This is a genomic window from Frankia gtarii (assembly GCF_025403375.1).
Lineage (GTDB): Bacteria > Actinomycetota > Actinomycetes > Frankiales > Frankiaceae > Frankia > Frankia gtarii.
In genome coordinates this window covers 1-17,158 of the sequence record NZ_JAMPTM010000139.1, presented here as the reverse complement: position 1 = coordinate 17,158, position 17,158 = coordinate 1, and the positions used below count along the sequence as shown (strand labels likewise).

Below are 17,158 nucleotides of genomic sequence, written 5' to 3'. Positions count from 1 at the left end.
CAACAACTCCCGAATACTATGCGTCACCCCCGTCGCCACCACATAGTCATCCGGGGCGTCCTGCTGCAACATCCGCCACATCGCGTCCACATAATCCCCCGCGAAACCCCAGTCCCGCCGCGACTCCAGGTTCCCCAACGTCAACGAGTCCTGCAACCCCAACGAGATCCGCGCCACCGCCCGCGAAATCTTCCGCGTCACAAACTCGATCCCCCGCCGCGGCGACTCGTGATTAAACAGCAACCCCGAACACGCAAACGCCCCGTACGACTCCCGATAGTTCACCGTCAGATAATGCCCGAACGTCTTCGCCACCCCATACGGCGACCGCGGATGAAAAGGCGTCGACTCCCGCTGCGGCGTCTCCCGCACCTTCCCGAACATCTCCGACGACGACGCCTGATAGAACCGCACACCCGACATGTCGTTACCACCCGCGATCCGCAACGCCTCCAACACCCGCAACACCCCCATCCCCGTCGTCTCCCCCGTCAACTCCGCCTGCTTCCACGACAGTCCGACGAACGAGATCGCCCCAAGGTTGTACACCTCGTCCGGCTGCGAGATCTCCACCGCACCAATCAGCGACGAAAGATCCGTCAGATCACCCTCCAACAACACCACCCCCGGCACCACCCGCTCCACCACCGCCACCTTCGGGTTGGACTGCCCACGAACCAACCCGAACACCTCATAACCCTTCGCGGTCAACAACTCACCCAGATACAACCCGTCCTGACCGGTAATCCCGGTAATCAGCGCACGCGGCACGTCGATCCTCCTGTAGACCACCCGGTACTGGGCGGAAGGTTAGCGTCAGGTAAACCGGGCCGGTCAGCCGGGTCCCGTTCCTGTGGTCGGTGGGGCCGTGGCGTTGGCCGCCGACCCCTGGGCGATCCGAAGAAGCTGCGGAATGATCGCGGTCCCGATGCGCCGGGCGCCGCCATTCGAGATGTGCACTCCGTCGTCGTCTCGCAGCCGGACGCCGTCCAGCTCGTCAACGTACTTGTTGCCCGGAGTGAGAATAGAGGCAATGTCGATCATGCTCGTGCCCGGGTGACGGGCCGCGGCCTCGTGTAGCAGCACGTTGAAGCGCTCGACCCGGCTGGCCTTCGTCTCCGGGTAGATGCTGCCGTCGGGCGCCTCGGTCGGCTTGAAGATCGGGGTAGTAGAAAGTACCACTTTTGCGCCTTTGGCCCCCAGTGTGGTGATCGCAAGATCCAGCTCGCGGCCGAGGTAGGCGTCGAACGCCGGGTCACCGATGTGTGTCCAGTGGCCGTTGCGCAACTGGTCGGTGACCTCCCAGCGGCCGACGAGCAGCAGCGCGAGCGCCGGGTTGACCTCGTTGACGCGTTGGGCGAAGCGCTGCGGCCACTGGTCGCAGCCGTCGGTCGTCGGTCCGGCCTCGCCGAGGATGCGTCGCTCCATGCCGCGGGCCACCCCGCAGCCGAGCTTGGAGAAGTCGTGGATCTCGATGCCCTGGTCCGCGGCCATCGAGGAGAAGTCGCTGAAGCCCAGCGTGAGCGCCACCGAGTCGCCGCCCAGCAGCATCTTGATGGGCGCACCGCCGCCGGTGCGCACGGTGACGGCGGGCTGTGGGGAGGCGGCCGCCCGCTCGGCGAGCGCAGCCAGCTGGGCCGGGGTGCGCACCGACGACGAGGTGCCCGCCGTGGCCGCCAGGATCACCGCGAGGACCCCGACGAACGCGGCGGGCACGGTCAGCCGTGGCTTCGGCAGCCGGATCCGGCGGCGGCGGATCGGGTCCTCCACCAGGTGGAACGACGCGAGCGTGATGGCCAGCGTGGCGCCGAGGCGCAGCAGCAGCAGGACCGCGCCGTCGGTGCCGGTCCGGGTGGCCGTCAGGGTGAGGAAGACCGGCCAGTGCCACAGGTACAGGCCATAGGAGATCCGACCGACGAAGGTCAGCGGGGCCCAGGCGAGCAGCTTCGACACCGGTCCCCTGGGTGCCTCGACGAGCGAGGCGACGAGCAGCATCACGACGATGGCGACACCGAGGAACCCGCCGGCGTAGAGCGCGCGGCTCTCCCCGCTCACCGTCGTCCAGATGACGATCATCGCCGCGCCCGCCAGGCAGCCGACGACCGACATGACCGACCGGGCCCGCGCCGACATCGGCTTCGTCCGCTGCCCCCGCCATACCGCCAGCGCGGCTCCGACCAGCAGCGCCTGGGAACGGCTGTCGGTGCCGTAGTAGATCCGGGACGGATCGGTGCCGACCAGGAGCAGGGCGAGGCCGGTCAGCGCAGACGCCTCCGCGCCGAGCACGGCCACCGTCAACGCCAGCGACTGGGCCTTCTGGCGCTGGCGGCGCCAGCGATCGACCGTGCGTGCACTGTGCCGCATGAGCAGGAACACGATCAGCGGCCACAGGACGTAGAACTGTTCCTCGACGGACAGCGACCAGGTGTGCAGCAGCGGCGAGGGTGCCGAGAAGTGGTTGAAGTAGCTCTGGTCGGACAGGGCGAAACGCCAGTTCGCGACGTACAGCAGCGTGGACAGGGCGTCCAGGCGCAGCGTGCCGACGTCGCCCGGGGCGGCGATCCACCGGGCGTATGCCGCCACCCCGACCAGCAGGACCAGCAGGGCCGGCATCAGGCGGCGGGACCGGCGGACCCAGAAGCTACGCAGGTCGATGCGCCGGGTGTTGCGGTACTCGGTGATGAGCAGCCCGGTGATCAGGAAGCCCGAGAGCACGAAGAAGGTGTCGACGCCGAGCAGGCCGCCGGGCATCCACGAGATGCCCGCGTGGTAGGCGATGACGGCCATGACGGCGAACGCGCGCAGCCCGTCGAGGGCGGGCAGGTGGCCCAGCGGAGCGAGGACCGGGCCGGTGGCGTCGAGGTCGTCCTCGGGCCGGGTCGGCGACCGCTCCGACGACCGGGTCGGCCCGCGGCCGGCTGCCGGGCGCTGCTGCGTCGCCAGCTGGGAGCGCGGCTCGCTGCGGCGCAGGCGGGGCTCGGGTCGCTGGGCGGGGGGCTCAGGCTGGCGCTCGGCCGCGGCCCGCTCGTGTCGCCCCGCTGGCTGATTCCGGCGCGACCGGCCGGTGTCGCTCCGGCCGTCACCAACGTGCTCCTCACGCTCCGTTGCCGAACGTCGAGGTGGCGGTCCTTCGGTCGGGCTACGCGGCCCGCCCGTGCGAGTGCCGATCGGGGTGGTGTCGGCCTGCCGCGCGGGGGATGACCGCCGCTGCCGATCCCCGGACGCCAGCGGGACGGTGTCGGCGTCGTTGCTGGTCAGCCTGGTCCCTCCTCGTCGTCGCCGGGGCGCCATCGGGCCCTGGAACCGGTGCGGCGGCTGCCGTGCGCACCCGGCCGGCTCCGTACCGGCTCCGCCTCCGCGGCTCGCCGACCCCGATCGCATCAGGACGTCCGAGCGGAAAGGCTAATCGCAACGGCGTCACGCCGTGCACGCGCGGTATGTTTGCGGCCTTGATGCCGGACGCGTTGTCTGCCCGGAACCAGTGCGTTGGTACCTTCCGCGCGTGTCTGAGACCACAGCGAGGCAGTCACGGACGGTGGGGTCGGCGCCGGTGCCGGCGGAGGTTCCCGATCCGGCCTCCAATGCCGTCGCGGCGCTGCCGTCCGCCGCGCAGCCCGCGTCCGGGCGGGTCGGGTGGCCGCGACGCTGGTACCTCGGGGTGGTGGCGATCTGCCTGCTGGGTCTCGGGATCCGGTTGTTCTACCTGTTCCACTGGCTGCACCTGGCGGCGGTGCAGGGCGATCCGTTCTATTACCACGAGGCGGCGAACCTCTTCGCTGACGGCCGGGGCTGGCCCGACCCGTACGAGCTGCGCCTGTCCGGGCACTACGTCGCCGACGCCCAGCACCCGCCGCTGACCAGCCTCCTGCTGGCCGTCCCGTCGCTGCTGGGCTTCACCGGCTTCCTGTCCCATCAGGTTTTCTCCTGTCTGCTGGGGGTTGGCTCGATAGTGCTAGTGGCGCTCGCCGGGCGCCGGATCGCCGGCCCCGCCACCGGCCTGGTGGCCGCCGGGATCGCGGCGGTCTACCCCGGCATGTGGCTCAACGACCCACTGGTGATGTCCGAGACGACCGGCATTCTGACGTGCGCCTGGATCATCCTGGCGGCCTACCGCTTCGCCGACCGTCGGGGATTCGCCGAGGCGGCCTGGCTCGGGCTGGCGCTGGCGGCGGTGATGCTCGCCCGAGCCGAACTGGCGCTGCTGGCCCTCGTGCTCATCGTGCCGCTCGTCACGATGGCCCGTGGCGTGCCCTGGCGACGCCGCGGCGGCCTGCTGGCCGTGGCGGCCGTGACGAGCGTGGTCGCAGTGGCTCCCTGGGTGGGCTACAACCTGTCGCGGTTCCACGAGCCGGAGTACCTGTCCACCGGCCTCGGCTCCACCCTGGCCGTCACCCACTGCCCGGCGACGTACTCCGGGCGCGACCTCGGCTGGTGGTCGTTCGACTGCGTGTTGGCGCTGCCATCGCCGCCGCAGGAACGCTCCGAGCGCGACGTCTTCTACCGGCGTGCGGCCTACGACTACATCCGCGACCATTCCGACCGGCTGCCCGCGGTGGCCGCCGCCCGTCTCGGCCGCACCTGGGGCGTCTACCACCCGTGGCAGCAGGTTCGCCTCGACACGATCGAGCTGCGGCCGCTGAGCCTGAGCCGGATCGGGATGGTCACGCTGTGGCTACTGGAGATGGCCGCGGTCGGCGGCGTGGTCGTGCTGCGCCGTCGCCGGACCGCGTTGCTGCCCCTGCTGGCGGTGCCCATCACGCTGAGTCTGGCGACGGTGGTCGTGTACGGCACCACCCGGTTTCGGGCCGCCGCCGAGCCGGCGGTGGTGCTGCTCGCCGCCGTCGCGATCACGGCGGCTGCCGGTCGGCTGGCCGGCCCGCTCCGTTCTCGGGCCAGGTGGATCACGAACGGGCAACGGGTGCGATCGGATACCGACCCGGGTTACCCGACCTGACTACGCCGACTGGTAGAAAAAGACCGCTATGTTCGGGGTGTGCTAGCTCCTTAATCCACCGTGCTGGTACGTTTCGAGCGTGCCGGACATTGTGTATCCTGAGGGAAACTCGCGGTGACCGGCCCCGTCTACCCCCGTTCGGCCGCCGCCGTCCCGGATGCGCCGGCCGATGCCGCGCCAATCCCCGATCCGCGTCGTCCCCCCGCCACCCGGCCTCCCAAGATGGTCTTCCCGGGGTTCGACGGCCTGCGTGCGATCGCTGCGCTCCTGGTCGTCGTGGTCCACACCTCGTTCCCGGCGGGGTTCACCACCAGCAGCAGGCTCGGTCCCTACACCGCGCGCGGCGAGGCCGGCGTCGCGGTGTTCTTTCTGATCTCGGGATTTCTGCTCTACCGGCCGTTCGTCGCGGCCCGGCTCGCGGGCGTTCCCGCCGCCGCCACGCCGGGTTATCTGGTGCGGCGGTTCATGCGGATCGTCCCCCTCTACTGGGTGGCGCTCGCCGTCACCCTCAACGTGGTCAGCGACGACCGGGTTGGCGTGCACGGGCTCGCCGGGGTAGTCCAGACTGCGTTCTTCCTACAGGGGTACCAGGATCACTGGGCCATCCAGGGTCTTACCCAGGCGTGGACGCTCGATATCGAGGTCGCGTTCTACCTCGCCGTTCCCTGCTACGCCTGGCTGCTCGGTCGCCGTCGCCGCGGGGCCCAGGCCCAGGTCCGGGTGGAGCTGGCCGCGCTGGCGGTGACCTTCCTGGCCGCGAAGGTCGTCCACTTCCTGGTCATCCCGAGCAAGCAGAGCTGGATGTCCGGCTGGAACGTCTGGCTGCCCGTCTGGTGGGACCTGTTCGCCATGGGGATGGCACTCGCCGTGGTCTCCGCCCGCTATGCCCAGCTTGGCCGCCAGCCCCGCTGGGCGGGGCTACCCGGCTCGGGAACGGCCTGCTGGGCCGTGGCGGCGCTGTTCTACTGGGTGGCGAGCAGGCACGCCGATCTGCCGCTGGTGCCGATCTTCGATCCGGATCGGGTGCAGGACATGAACCGGCACCTGCTGTACGGGCTGATCGGGTTCTTCCTGCTGCTGCCTGCCGTCTTCGGTCGCCAGGACCGCGGCGTGGTGCGGCCGCTGCTGGCCAGCCGGCCGCTGGCCTTCCTCGGCTCGATCTCGTACGGCATCTACCTGTGGCACTCGACCGTCATCGAGCTCGTGATGGAGCACAGCGGCTGGCAGCTGTGGAAGATCCCCTATCTGCCGTTCCTGTTGGTCGTCGTCGTGCTGACGGTGGCCGTCGCCACCGCGACGAACCACCTCATCGAACGGCCCTGCATCCGGCTGTCGCACGGCTGGGCCCGGCGGGTGGACGCCTGGGCGGTGCGTCGCCGCGGGCGAGCGGCGGCGAGCGCGGGAACCGCGTCCGCTGGCGGGGTTCCGCGCCCGCACGGCCCGACCGTCCCGTTCCCGGGGCCCGGGCCGGCGGTCGCGGTAGTCGGCGTGCCGGGGGATAGCCCGACAGTGCCACTGCTGACGGGGTCAGCCGCCCGACCGGGCGGGCCGCCGGGCGGGCGGCAGCGGCCGGCGGAGGCCGACGCGCGTCAGGCCGCGGACGACTGGGTGCCGCGGGCCTGGCGTGGGCAGCCCGGGATGGCGTCCGGTGCCGAGCGCCCGGCCCGGCCCGGCGCCGATCTGCCGTCACGGCCGAGTCCTGATCGGCCGGCGCGATCCACCCTCGATCGGCAACCCCCCGATTGGCCGCTCCCCGATCGGCCGGCCCCCGATCGGTCGGCCCGGACTAGCTCCGACGGGCGCGAGTGGATCGGCCCGGGCGGGCGGCCCGAGCCGGGCAGCGACGAGCGCGGCCCAGCCGGGCGGCCCTGACCAGCGGCTGGACCCGGGCCGCTGTCCTGACGTCCCGCCCGCCGCGGCCACTGCGTCCGCCGTCGCGTCCACCCCGCCCACCGGCTCCTCGTGGCCACCCTGTCCACCAGCCCTTCGAGTCCACCGGCCCTTCGTGGTCCACAGCCCTTCGTGGTCCACCGGTCCTTCGTGACCATGAGCCTGCTCGACGGCGTCCCCCGCGCGAGGATGACACCCGCGCCTTTTCCGCCTTCCTGTCACCCCGTCGCCCCTCGGTCCTATATGTCTTAACTTTGCAGCATTTGTCATCTTTGAGCCCGCCGTGCTGTGTCCGGCCGTCCGGGGGAACGGGTGCGCGGAGATCGGCTCGGGGGACGCCGCTGGCCGCCGTCGGTGTTGCGCGAGCGTAGTGGGGCGACAGCACATAGCTACATATTGCCGTCTTGTGTCTGCGTAGCGTGACCGCAGTCGCGGGTCGCGAGTGTCTGGGCACCGACTCCCGTTGACCACTCCGGACACCCATCCCTAGACTTGGGTCTGTGCACGAGGGTCCGTGGGTCTCAGACCGAGCGGATCCACTCGAGCGTCGTTATCGGTTCTGACAGTTTCTTCGTTTTCTGCGTTGTCTCTGTCCCTCGGTCCCGGCGGTTCGATCCGGCCCTCGCGCGGACGACCACCCCTAGTCGGAGCCGACCCCTTGACGAGCACCACCGACGTACGACCCGTGGAGACCGTGACCACCGCGCAGAGCCCGACCACACCACAGGTAGCGGTCAACGACATCGGCTCGGCCGAAGACTTCCTCGCGGCAGTCGACAAGACGATCAAGTTCTTCAACGATGGGGACATCGTTGACGGCATCATCGTCAAGGTTGATCGCGACGAGGTTCTGCTCGACATCGGGTACAAGACCGAGGGCGTGATCCCGTCCCGAGAGCTGTCGATCAAGCACGATGTCGACCCGCACGAGGTTGTGAGTGTCGGCGACCACGTCGAGGCCCTTGTCCTCCAGAAGGAGGACAAAGAAGGCCGTCTGATCCTGTCCAAGAAGCGCGCCCAGTACGAGCGCGCCTGGGGCACGATCGAGAAGCTCAAGGACGAGGACGGCGTCGTCACCGGCACCGTCATCGAGGTTGTCAAGGGTGGTCTCATCCTCGACATCGGCCTCCGTGGCTTCCTGCCGGCTTCCCTCGTGGAGATGCGCCGAGTCCGCGACCTGCAGCCCTACGTGGGGCGTGAGCTCGAAGCCAAGATCATCGAGCTCGACAAGAACCGCAACAACGTTGTGCTCTCGCGGCGGGCATGGCTGGAGCAGACCCAGAGTGAGGTCCGCTCCGAGTTCCTCGCCCAGCTGGCCAAGGGTCAGATCCGTAAGGGCGTCGTCAGCTCGATCGTCAACTTCGGTGCCTTCGTGGACCTCGGTGGCGTCGACGGGCTGGTGCACGTCTCGGAGCTGTCCTGGAAGCACATCGATCACCCGTCCGAGGTGGTCGAGGTCGGCCAGGAGGTCACCGTCGAGGTTCTCGACGTCGACCTGGACCGCGAGCGGGTCTCCCTGTCGCTGAAGGCGACGCAGGAGGACCCGTGGCGTCAGTTCGCCCGCACCCACGCGATCGGCCAGGTCGTTCCCGGCCGGGTCACGAAGCTGGTGCCGTTCGGCGCGTTCGTCCGGGTGGACGAGGGCATCGAGGGTCTGGTCCACATCTCCGAGCTCGCCGAGCGGCACGTGGAGATTCCGGAGCAGGTCGTCAACGTCGGTGACGAGATCCTGGTCAAGGTGATCGACATCGACCTCGACCGGCGTCGGATCAGCCTGTCGCTCAAGCAGGCGAACGAGGCGTCGGGGCTGGCCGTCGACGGCGAGGCGTTCGACCCGAGCCAGTACGGCATGGAAGCCAAGTACGACGAGCAGGGCAATTACGTCTACCCCGAGGGCTTCGACCCGGAGACCGGGGAGTGGCTGGAAGGCTACGAGGAGCAGCAGGCGGAATGGGAGCGGCAGTACGCCGAGGCCCAGACCCGCTTCGAGGCGCACCAGGTCCAGATCCGGGCCGCGCAGGAGGCGGACGCCGCAGCGGCCGCTCCCTCCTCCTACACCGCCTCCTCCCAGTCCGACCAGCCTGCGTCCGCGATCGACGAGGAAGCACTGCGTCGCCTGCGGGAGCAGTTCGGTCGGGAGTAGGCAATCCTGCCGTGTGCGTGACAGCGGGGCCCGAGGAATTCTTCTCGGGCCCCGCTGTCGTGTGCTGGCGTGCGGGAGATCTGCCGGTCAGGGCTGAACGCGTGCCACCGCGGCGTCGACGTGATCCGGCCGCAGCAGGATCGGGACGTCCTCGCGAATCTCATAGCGGTGGCCGAGCCGCGGGTTGACCAGCCAGCCGTCCACCAGCTCCAGCGGCCCCTTGTCGACCGGGCAGGCCAGGATCTTCAACAGGTCGGGTTCGATGCTCATGTCGGGCGTTCCTGTTCGTTCGTCGCCATCGGCCGCTGCCGTCGGACCCCACGAGCATCCCAGACGGCCGCCCGCGTCGAACCGGCGCACAATTATGCACCTAACATGGTGACATAAAGCTATGGGGCGGAGTAGCGTCAGGATCGTGCAGCGGTCGAACCATCGGCCGCGAAGTTCGCGGATGACCCGTCACGAGAGCCAGGTTAATCATGACTGTTTACGATTTCACCGTAGACGCCCCCGGCGGCGACAGCCGCTCGCTGGGTGACTACGCCGGCCAGACGCTTCTGATCGTCAATGTTGCCAGCAAGTGCGGCCTGACGCCGCAGTACGAGGGGCTGGAGTCGCTCTACCAGGAGCTGCACGGCCGCGGCCTGGAAATCCTCGGCTTCCCGTGCAACCAGTTCGGCAACCAGGAGCCGGGCACCGAGGAGGAGATCCAGAGCTTCTGCTCGGCCAACTACAACGTCACCTTCCCGGTGCTGAGCAAGGTCGAGGTGAACGGCGACGACGCCGCGCCGCTGTTCAAGTACCTGCGTGCCGAGGCGCCCGGGGACTTCGGGCCCGAGTCCGGTTTCCTCTACGAGCACGTCCAGAAGACCCGGCCCGAGGCGATCGGCACCGACGAGGTCAAGTGGAACTTCACCAAGTTCCTCATCGACACCGACGGTAATGTCGTGCGCCGTTACGAGCCGACGGTGACCCCCGAGGAGATCCGCAAGGACCTCGACGCCACCCTCGCCTAGCCAGCCGTCGCGTCGGCGGCTCGCGCCCGGTGCCGGTCGTTCGGCCGATGAGCGGCCGGCATGGGGGGTGGGTCCGATCAGGTCCGGTCGAGCTGGGCGGCGAGGTACACGATGTCCTCACTGATGCCGCTGGCGAGGACCTCGTGTACCTCGCGGTAGGCCGCCCGGAACTCGGCGAGAACCGCACTGACGCCCGCGGCGTCCACCGGTTCGCCGATCTCGACGGCGGCATTGGCGAGACGGCGGATGCCACGGCTGGCCCGCTGGGCGGTGAGTAGGTGAAACGCGATCTCGTCGAGGCGGGCGGGGTCGGTGTCACTCATGGCGGCCTTCCATTCCTTCGGGTCCCTTACGGGGCGGGGCCTCGGGATCAGGCGAGTACGGCCTCGGCCCGGTGGTCGTCGGCCGGGAGGAGTCCTGTCACCGTGGCGGTCACCTCGATCGACCGCAGGGTGGCGATGCCGGCCAGGACGGTGGCGAGCGCGGTGTCGGCGGCGTCCCGGCCGGTCGCGATCCGGATCAGGCTGTCCCGGGGAACCCGTCGGGTCGGGTCGTGGAGGTGCCACGCGCCGCCGGTCCAGGCCTCGAAGACGGCGTGGAAGTCCATCGGGGTCAGCCCGGGTGCGTAGACCGCGGTGAACCTCGCCGGTATCCCCAGTGCCCGACACAGAGTGACGCCCAGGTGGGCGAAGTCGCGGCAGACCCCCTGCCCGGTCAGCAGGGTGTCCTCGGCGGTGTCGTGGACCGTGCTGGCGCCGGCGACGTAGCCGATCCGGTGGTGGATCCAGTCCGTGATGGCGTCCACCCGGGGCCGGCCCTGCGGCAGAGCGCCGAACTCGGCCACGGCGATTCCCACGACATGGTCGGAGGGGCAGTAGCGGCTCGGACGCAGGTAGGTCAGCCGCTGCAGATCGAGTGGTTCGGCGCCCGCGGTCCCGTCCGGTCGCGACGCGGGGCGGGGGTGGGGGCGTTCGAGGTGCGCCCGGTAGGACACCGTGAACAGGCCGCGGGGCACCCGCAGGAGGTGGATGCGCCCGCCGTGTGGTGCGGCCAGCTCGACCGGCGGGGGGAGGGGGGTGCCCCCGGTCGCCAGGTTGAGGCGTTCCTCGAGAGTGCGGCCGCCGCGTTCGGCGGCGACGACCTGCAACGCGATGTCGGCGGGCTCCTGGATGTCGAAGGCCAGGTCACAGGTGACCACGCGGCCCGGATCGTCGCCGCCGGCCGGCCGGGGCATATCCCGGCCGGCCGGCGCGCTGGTGTCGTCCGCCATGGTCGTGGTCAGGGCGAAGCCGCGGGCGCCGTGGACGACTCCGGCGCCGTGGCGCCGGTCGGTCCGCCGTCGCCCGCCGGGGTCTCGGCGCCGGCCTGCCGCAGGATCTCACCGGCCGAGCCGGTCAACCCGCCGGCCGTGGCCGCCCGGAGCACCGTCTCGGCCGGGCCGGGCGCGGCCTCGGGTGGGATCACCAGCAGTCGGAGCCGGGGCCGGCCCAGGTTGCTGCCGCCGCCCGCAGTGATCACGCGCGGGTCGAGGGTCCGGAACCAGTCCACTCGCGCCCGGGGCAACCCGGACCCGCCGGCCAGGTCGGGGATCGCCGCCCAGGCGTCGCCGTTCACCGAGACCCGGCGGATGTTCCCATCGGCTTGCGCCAGCACGGTGAGCAGGCCGGGCAGCTCGTCGGCCAGCCGCATCGTCCGCGGCCACCAGGCGCCGTCGAACGAGTCCTGGCCGCGGACCGGGGACAACGACAGGCGGGGCGGGGCGTCTGCAGAGTCCGGCCTGAGGGCCGCCGCAGCCGCTGCGGGGTACTGTGCCGGAACGCCACCGTCGTCGTCGAACCGGGCGATTTCAGAGGGATCGGCGGGAAGTACATGCTGGCTCGTCGTCATGACGGCCGCCTTACTCCGATGACGATGACCATCGGATGGCTGCGACCGGCAGCTGGGTCGACCTGCTGGTCGACACTCGCGATACACCCGGCCTCCGCTCACGATACGCCCGGTGGCCACAGCACCCCGAGGAGATCTGTTACCGGAGCACGGTAGCGGCCATCTCAGCCAGCGCTACGTCGATGCGGCCCGGGGCCAGCGCATATGTTCGTTCGGTGGCGGTCGAGTCGAGCACGCAGGGCCGCTCGTACAGGTAGAGCATCTCCACCACCTCGGCGGTGACGGGGTCCGCGGCGCCGGCCGCCGCGAGCTCCGCCGCGCTCAGCCGGGCCAGCTCCGGCTCCCGATCGTCGTCAGTCCCGGCCGCGGCGGCGAGCTGCCGGGACAGCTCGCGCACCGACAGCGGCACGCTCGGCGCGTGCCAGACCCGGCCCCAGGCGCGCTCGTCCCGGCTGATCGCGACCAGAGCGCGGGCGACGTCGCCGACGTAGGTCCAGCTGTGCGCGGCGTCGAGGTCACCGGGGAAGGCGGCGGGCTCACCGGCGAGGACCTTGGGGGCGACGAGCAGGTTGTAGAGCGAGTAGGCGTCGGCGCCGAGGAAGTCCGCCGCGCGCACCTCCGTCACCCGGACCCGGCCGGCCTGGTGGGCGGCCAGGGCGTCGTGCCACATCGCGGCCCGCACCCGGCCCTTGACCGTAATCGGTGCCGCCGGCAGGTCCTCGGTGATCGGGCCGTCGACCGGGCCATAACCGTAGATGTTGCCGAGCATCACGTAGTCGGCGCCGGTGCGCTCCGCCGCCGCCAGCAGCGCCGCAGCCAGCGGCGGGAAGAGGGCCGCCCATCGGTCGTAGGCGGGCGCGGCGCAGCCGAACAGGGTCCGCGCGCCGGTGGTCAGCTCGGTCAGGCGGTCGGCGTCGGTGGCGTCGGCCGCCACCAGCTCGATGCCAGCCCGGTGCGGGCCGCGGCCGCCGCGGGTCACCAGCCGGACTTGCTCGCCGGCGTCGGCGAGCAGATGGGCGGTGGCGACGCCGGTCGCGCCGGCCCCGACGATCACGTGCACGGTCAAGGTCGGCTCCTCGTGGGTGGGCGTCCAGGGGTGGTCCGGGCGCGTCCGGATCACCCTCGCCGGACGCGCCCGCCCGCGGCCAGGCCCACGGACGCCAGATGTCCGGAGGTTCCCGCCATGATCGGGTTGGGTCGTGGCGCCGCGGCCATGATGGGACCATGCCAGCGGCCGTCACCATCCCTGCCCGGCCCACCGTCCCTGTCCTGCCAGCCGATCCTGTCCTGCTAGCCGATCCTGCCCGGCCCGGCGATCCAGCCCGGACCGGCGCCCTCGTGCCGTCCGGCGGGCCGCATCGGGTCGCGGTGATCGCCGTGCCGCCGGTGACGATGTTCGACCTGTCCATCCCCCAGATGGTCCTGGGCGCCACGTACGTCGCCGACCGGCCCGGCTACGAGGTGGTCGTCTGCGCGGCCGACCCCGGGGTGATCGCCGTTGAGGGCGGCGGAGGCGGGTTGGGTCTCACCGTCGGCCGGGGACTCGACGCCGTCGCCTGCGCGGACACCGTCATCGTCACCGGCACTGGTGCCCGGGTCGACGCCGATCCGCGGGTGCTGGCAGCGCTGCGGGCAGCGGCGGGCGCTGGGCGTCGGATCGCGTCGATCTGCACGGGCGCGTTCGTCCTGGCCCAGGCCGGCCTGCTCGACGGTCGGCAGGCGACCACGTACTGGGTACAGACCGGGGCGCTGAGCAGCCGCTTTCCGGCCATCGACGTCCGCGCGGACGTGCTGTTCGTCGAGGATGGCCAGTTCGTGACCTCGGCGGGGCTCGCCGCGGGCATCGACCTGTGCCTGCATCTGGTGCGCTGCGACTACGGCAGCGCGGTCGCGAACGCGACGGCCCGCCTCGCGGTGGCGGCCCCGGCGCGCGCGGGCGATCACAACCAGCTCATCCCGGTTCCGGTGCCCGGCCCGGACGGGACCGGTCTGGCCCGCGCCCGGGACTGGGCGCTGGCGCACCTCGACGAGCCGCTCACCCTCGCCGACCTGGCCGCGCACGCGCACGTCAGTGAGCGGACGCTCGGGCGGCGCTTCCGGGCGCAGACGGGTCTCAGCCCGCTGCAGTGGCTGCTTCACCAGCGCGTCGAGCGGGCCCGCGAGCTGCTGGAGACCACCGACCTGCCGATGGATCACGTGGCCCGGCGAAGCGGTCTGGGCTCGGCCGACTCGCTGCGCCAGCACCTGCTGCGCCGCACCGGCCTGACGCCGACCGCCTACCGAACCGCCTTCGCCCGCCACCCTCGACGGGAGGCATCGGCGCAGCCCTTCGCCGCGGCGCCATCGTCGACCATCCCGGCCTGACAAACGTGCCCACACGGCCGGCCCGATAGGCTGCCGGGATGGCTGGCGACCTTTTCTCCGGAACCGCCGGGTATTACGCCCGCTATCGACCTGGCTACCCGCCGGAATTCCTCGACGACGTCGCTCGGCGATTCTCTCTCCCCGGGACGGGTCGGCTTCTCGACCTCGGGTGCGGGCCCGGAACTCTCACGCTTGCCCTGGCCGCCCGGATGCGGGAAGTCATCGGGGTCGATCCGGAACCGGAGATGCTCGCGGAGGCGGCACAGCAGGCGGATCGCGCCGGTATCCGTAATGTCCGCTGGGTGGCGGCGGCCGCGGAGAACCTTCCGTCGGACCTCGGTCGGTTTCAACTGGTGACCATGGGCCGTTCGTTCCACTGGATGGACCGGGACCAGGTGCTGGCGACGGTCGCCGGCATGGTCACGCCGACCGGCGGACTCGTGATCGTCAGCGATTACCGCCTCGACCGGCCCGCCACCGACTGGCAGCGAGCGATCGAACAAACACAGGCGAAGTTCCTGGGAACCGTGCGCCGCGCCGGCAGCGGCGTCGTCGTGCCGACCATGGAATCCCATGAGATCGTCGTGAAAAGATCTCCGTTTCGGCGGGTCGAACGGATCCTCTACGAATTCGAACGACGGTGGACGATCGAACAGGTCATCGGCTATCTGTATTCGACCTCGTTCCAGGTTCGGGGGCTGCTGGGCGCCCGGCGAACCGCCTTCGAGGAGGAGATCACCGAAGCGCTGCGCGCCTGTTCCTCGGATGGCACGTTCATCGAACCCGTCCAACTCGTGGCCATATTCGCCTCGCTCGGCACCTGATCGCCGGCCGGTTCGCCTGTCATACCAGGTGGTACCAGGCATACTCGGTATATCTCACCCGGCCGGGGTGGGGAGTACCGCCGCCGCACGATCCCCCACTCGCATCGCGATGACGAGGACGATCGCACCGGCGACCGAGAGCAGCGCTCGGACGTGGTTCCAGGCCGTCCAGGCGCCGGCGTACTCCAGCCAGGACCCCGCCGCGTCGGCGGCGGTCGGGTCCACCCGGGCGAGGGCGTCGTTGTGCGGGACGTGGTACGCGATCGTCAGCAGCACCCCGAGCAGGTAGAGCGCGGTTCCGGCCAGGCGGTACCAGGCCCCCGGTGCGTGCGCGTCACGCACCGACGCGACGCCGAGCACGGCGCACGCGGCGGCCGTGCCGAACATGACGAGCATCAGGGCGGCCGTCGGGGCCTGCCGGTTGACGCTCTGCATCGCGGCGAGTCCCTGGTCCGGCGGCAGCCGGCGCAGCGCGGTCATCACGAAGGCGGAGAAGGCGAAGAACACTCCGCCCACGACGGCCGCCCCGACTGCGGTGATCAGGGTGAGGGCGGGGAGGAATCTGGAGATCATGGGCCGTCCTGTTCACCGGGAAGCTGTCGTGATCCAGTGAAGTGCGCCCGCTCGGCCCGGGCCATGGCTTCGATGCTCGTCCGCATACGCGAGCGTCCAGCCATCCCGCCCGGTGAGCGCCGGGCCGCCGTTACGATCTCCCGTGTGGACGCGCTCGCCGGGCTGTTGGACGGCCCCCGGGCGCGGGGTGCGTTCCTGCTGCGCATGACCATGAATCCGCCCTGGTCGGTGCGCATCCAGGACGAGGCCCCGCTGGCGATCGTCGCGGTCGTGCGCGGCCATGCCTGGGTGCTCCCCGCCGACCAGCCCGGGGTGCGCCTGACCGCCGGGGACGTCATCGTCATCCGCCGGCTGCTCACCGCGCTGCCGGTGCTCGCCGTGGTCCGGGCCGGCGACTGGGACTCGCCGCTCGTCGACCTGCTCGCCCGCGAGATCGGTCGGGACGATCCCGGCCAGGAGCTCGTCCTGGACCGGCTCCTCGACCTGCTCGTCGTCGCCGTCGTGCGCACCTGGTTCGCCCGGGTCGAGGCGGACGCCCCCGCGTGGTGGCGGGCGAGCGGCGACCCGGTCGTGGGCCGGGCGCTGCGGCTGTTGCACCACACGCCCCAACATCCGTGGACGGTCGCGGAGCTCGCCGCCGCCTGCGGGGCCTCCCGGGCCGCCTTCGTTCGCCGGTTCACCGATCTTGTCGGCGAGCCTCCGATCGCCTACCTCACCGGCTGGCGGCTGGCACTGGCCGCCGACCTGCTGCGCGAACCGGACGCCTCCGTCGGATCGGTCGCCCGCCGCGTCGGTTATGGCAGCCCGTTCGCGCTGAGCACCGCCTTCCGCCGCCGGTACGGCGTCAGCCCCCGCGACCACCGCGCGCGGTGACGGGCTTCGACACGGGACCGTTAGGGTTGTTGTCAAGGGTTCGACGTCGAGATGTGGTGGGACTGTGGTTGATCGCCGGGACTGGATGGCCAAGGCCGCGGACGAAGCGATCGAGCGGGCGCAGCGGCGCCCGGGCGGCGAGAAGGTCGTCTGCGCGTCGGGAATCAGCCCGTCGGGGCCCATTCACCTCGGCAACCTGCGGGAGATCCTCGTCCCGCACCTCGTCGCCGAGGAGATCCGGTCTCGCGGGGTGCCCTGCGAACACATCCTGTCCTGGGATGACTACGACCGGCTGCGCAAGGTGCCTGCCGGGGTGCCCGCCGACTTCGCCGAGCACATCGGCCGGCCGCTGACGGCCGTTCCCGACCCGTGGGGCGAGTTCCCGAGCTGGGCGGAGCGGTTCAAGGCACCGTTTCGCGACGCACTGCGTCGCCTCGGCATCGAAGTCCGCGAGATCAGCCAGACCGAGATGTACCGCTCGGGCGCCTACGCCGACAGCATCGCCCGGGCGATCGCCGCCGCCCCCGCCATCGACGGCATCCTAGGCCGCTACCGCACGCTGCAACCGTCGCCGGCGGCAGCACCCGCCGGCTCGGATCCCGCCGGCTCCGGGGCGGCTGGCTCCGGGGCGGGC

The 17,158-nt window shown here is 71.0% G+C and carries 15 protein-coding genes and 1 pseudogene; 8 read left to right on the top strand and 8 right to left on the bottom strand.

Annotated features, from left to right (window positions below; all coding sequences use genetic code 11):
- Together NBZ83_RS19290 and NBZ83_RS19285 are read right to left on the bottom strand one after the other, a co-directional pair.
- On the bottom strand, positions 1-771 hold a 771-nt coding region (locus tag NBZ83_RS19290), incomplete at its 3' end, for a GDP-mannose 4,6-dehydratase (protein WP_261575542.1).
- Between the two features lie 63 nt (positions 772-834).
- Complete coding sequence (locus tag NBZ83_RS19285) at positions 835-3,291, bottom strand: DUF459 domain-containing protein (RefSeq protein WP_261575541.1); 2,457 nt, start codon at positions 3,289-3,291, stop codon at positions 835-837.
- A 304-nt stretch (positions 3,292-3,595) separates the two neighbouring features.
- On the opposite strand from NBZ83_RS19285, the gene NBZ83_RS19280 reads away from it, so the two are divergent.
- The 3 genes from NBZ83_RS19280 to rpsA all read left to right on the top strand — a co-directional run bounded on the left by NBZ83_RS19280 (position 3,596) and on the right by rpsA (position 8,987).
- Positions 3,596-4,954, top strand: a complete 1,359-nt coding sequence (locus NBZ83_RS19280; RefSeq protein WP_261570061.1) for a glycosyltransferase family 39 protein — start codon at positions 3,596-3,598, stop codon at positions 4,952-4,954.
- 114 nt (positions 4,955-5,068) lie between these two features.
- Positions 5,069-6,826 (top strand): acyltransferase family protein, encoded by a 1,758-nt coding sequence (locus NBZ83_RS19275; protein WP_261575540.1) that lies wholly within the window; start codon positions 5,069-5,071, stop codon positions 6,824-6,826.
- Between the two features lie 676 nt (positions 6,827-7,502).
- Entirely contained in the window at positions 7,503-8,987 is a 1,485-nt protein-coding gene (gene rpsA / locus NBZ83_RS19270; RefSeq protein ID WP_163553481.1) for a 30S ribosomal protein S1, read from the top strand.
- Positions 8,988-9,074: 87 nt separating this feature from the next.
- On the opposite strand, the gene NBZ83_RS19265 is transcribed toward rpsA, so the two are convergent.
- Complete coding sequence (locus tag NBZ83_RS19265) at positions 9,075-9,257, bottom strand: Trm112 family protein (protein WP_261558107.1); 183 nt, start codon at positions 9,255-9,257, stop codon at positions 9,075-9,077.
- Positions 9,258-9,466: 209 nt separating this feature from the next.
- Here NBZ83_RS19265 and NBZ83_RS19260 point away from each other — a divergent pair, with 209 nt between their 5' ends.
- The gene (locus NBZ83_RS19260; protein WP_261575539.1) at positions 9,467-10,003 is read left to right on the top strand and encodes a glutathione peroxidase; all 537 of its coding nucleotides are present in this window, start codon (positions 9,467-9,469) and stop codon (positions 10,001-10,003) included.
- A 77-nt stretch (positions 10,004-10,080) separates the two neighbouring features.
- Here NBZ83_RS19260 and NBZ83_RS19255 read toward each other — a convergent pair whose 3' ends face one another.
- The 4 genes from NBZ83_RS19255 to NBZ83_RS19240 form a co-directional block, all read right to left on the bottom strand.
- Positions 10,081-10,326, bottom strand: a complete 246-nt coding sequence (locus NBZ83_RS19255) for a hypothetical protein (protein WP_261570054.1) — start codon at positions 10,324-10,326, stop codon at positions 10,081-10,083.
- A 47-nt stretch (positions 10,327-10,373) separates the two neighbouring features.
- Entirely contained in the window at positions 10,374-11,273 is a 900-nt protein-coding gene (locus NBZ83_RS19250; protein ID WP_438803321.1) for a transglutaminase-like domain-containing protein, read from the bottom strand.
- An 8-nt stretch (positions 11,274-11,281) separates the two neighbouring features.
- Positions 11,282-11,890: a DUF5994 family protein gene (locus NBZ83_RS19245; RefSeq protein WP_261570046.1), complete on the bottom strand. Its 609-nt coding sequence runs from the start codon at positions 11,888-11,890 to the stop codon at positions 11,282-11,284.
- A gap of 139 nt (positions 11,891-12,029) precedes the next feature.
- Positions 12,030-12,950: an NAD-dependent epimerase/dehydratase family protein gene (locus NBZ83_RS19240; RefSeq protein WP_261575543.1), complete on the bottom strand. Its 921-nt coding sequence runs from the start codon at positions 12,948-12,950 to the stop codon at positions 12,030-12,032.
- 164 nt (positions 12,951-13,114) lie between these two features.
- Between NBZ83_RS19240 and NBZ83_RS19235 the strand changes: the two genes are divergently transcribed.
- On the top strand, positions 13,115-14,254 hold the full coding sequence (locus NBZ83_RS19235; RefSeq protein WP_261575537.1) for a GlxA family transcriptional regulator: 1,140 nt from the start codon (positions 13,115-13,117) through the stop codon (positions 14,252-14,254).
- Positions 14,255-14,292: 38 nt separating this feature from the next.
- The gene (locus tag NBZ83_RS19230; protein ID WP_261575536.1) at positions 14,293-15,078 is read left to right on the top strand and encodes a class I SAM-dependent methyltransferase; all 786 of its coding nucleotides are present in this window, start codon (positions 14,293-14,295) and stop codon (positions 15,076-15,078) included.
- Positions 15,079-15,132: 54 nt separating this feature from the next.
- Here the strand turns inward: NBZ83_RS19230 and NBZ83_RS19225 are convergent, their stop codons facing one another.
- Entirely contained in the window at positions 15,133-15,651 is a 519-nt protein-coding gene (locus tag NBZ83_RS19225; RefSeq protein ID WP_261570043.1) for an anthrone oxygenase family protein, read from the bottom strand.
- Positions 15,652-15,795: 144 nt separating this feature from the next.
- Between NBZ83_RS19225 and NBZ83_RS19220 the strand changes: the two genes are divergently transcribed.
- Positions 15,796-16,524, top strand: a complete 729-nt coding sequence (locus NBZ83_RS19220) for a helix-turn-helix transcriptional regulator (protein WP_261575535.1) — start codon at positions 15,796-15,798, stop codon at positions 16,522-16,524.
- Between the two features lie 64 nt (positions 16,525-16,588).
- Positions 16,589-17,158: pseudogene (locus NBZ83_RS19215) on the top strand (lysine--tRNA ligase); the annotation flags it as partial.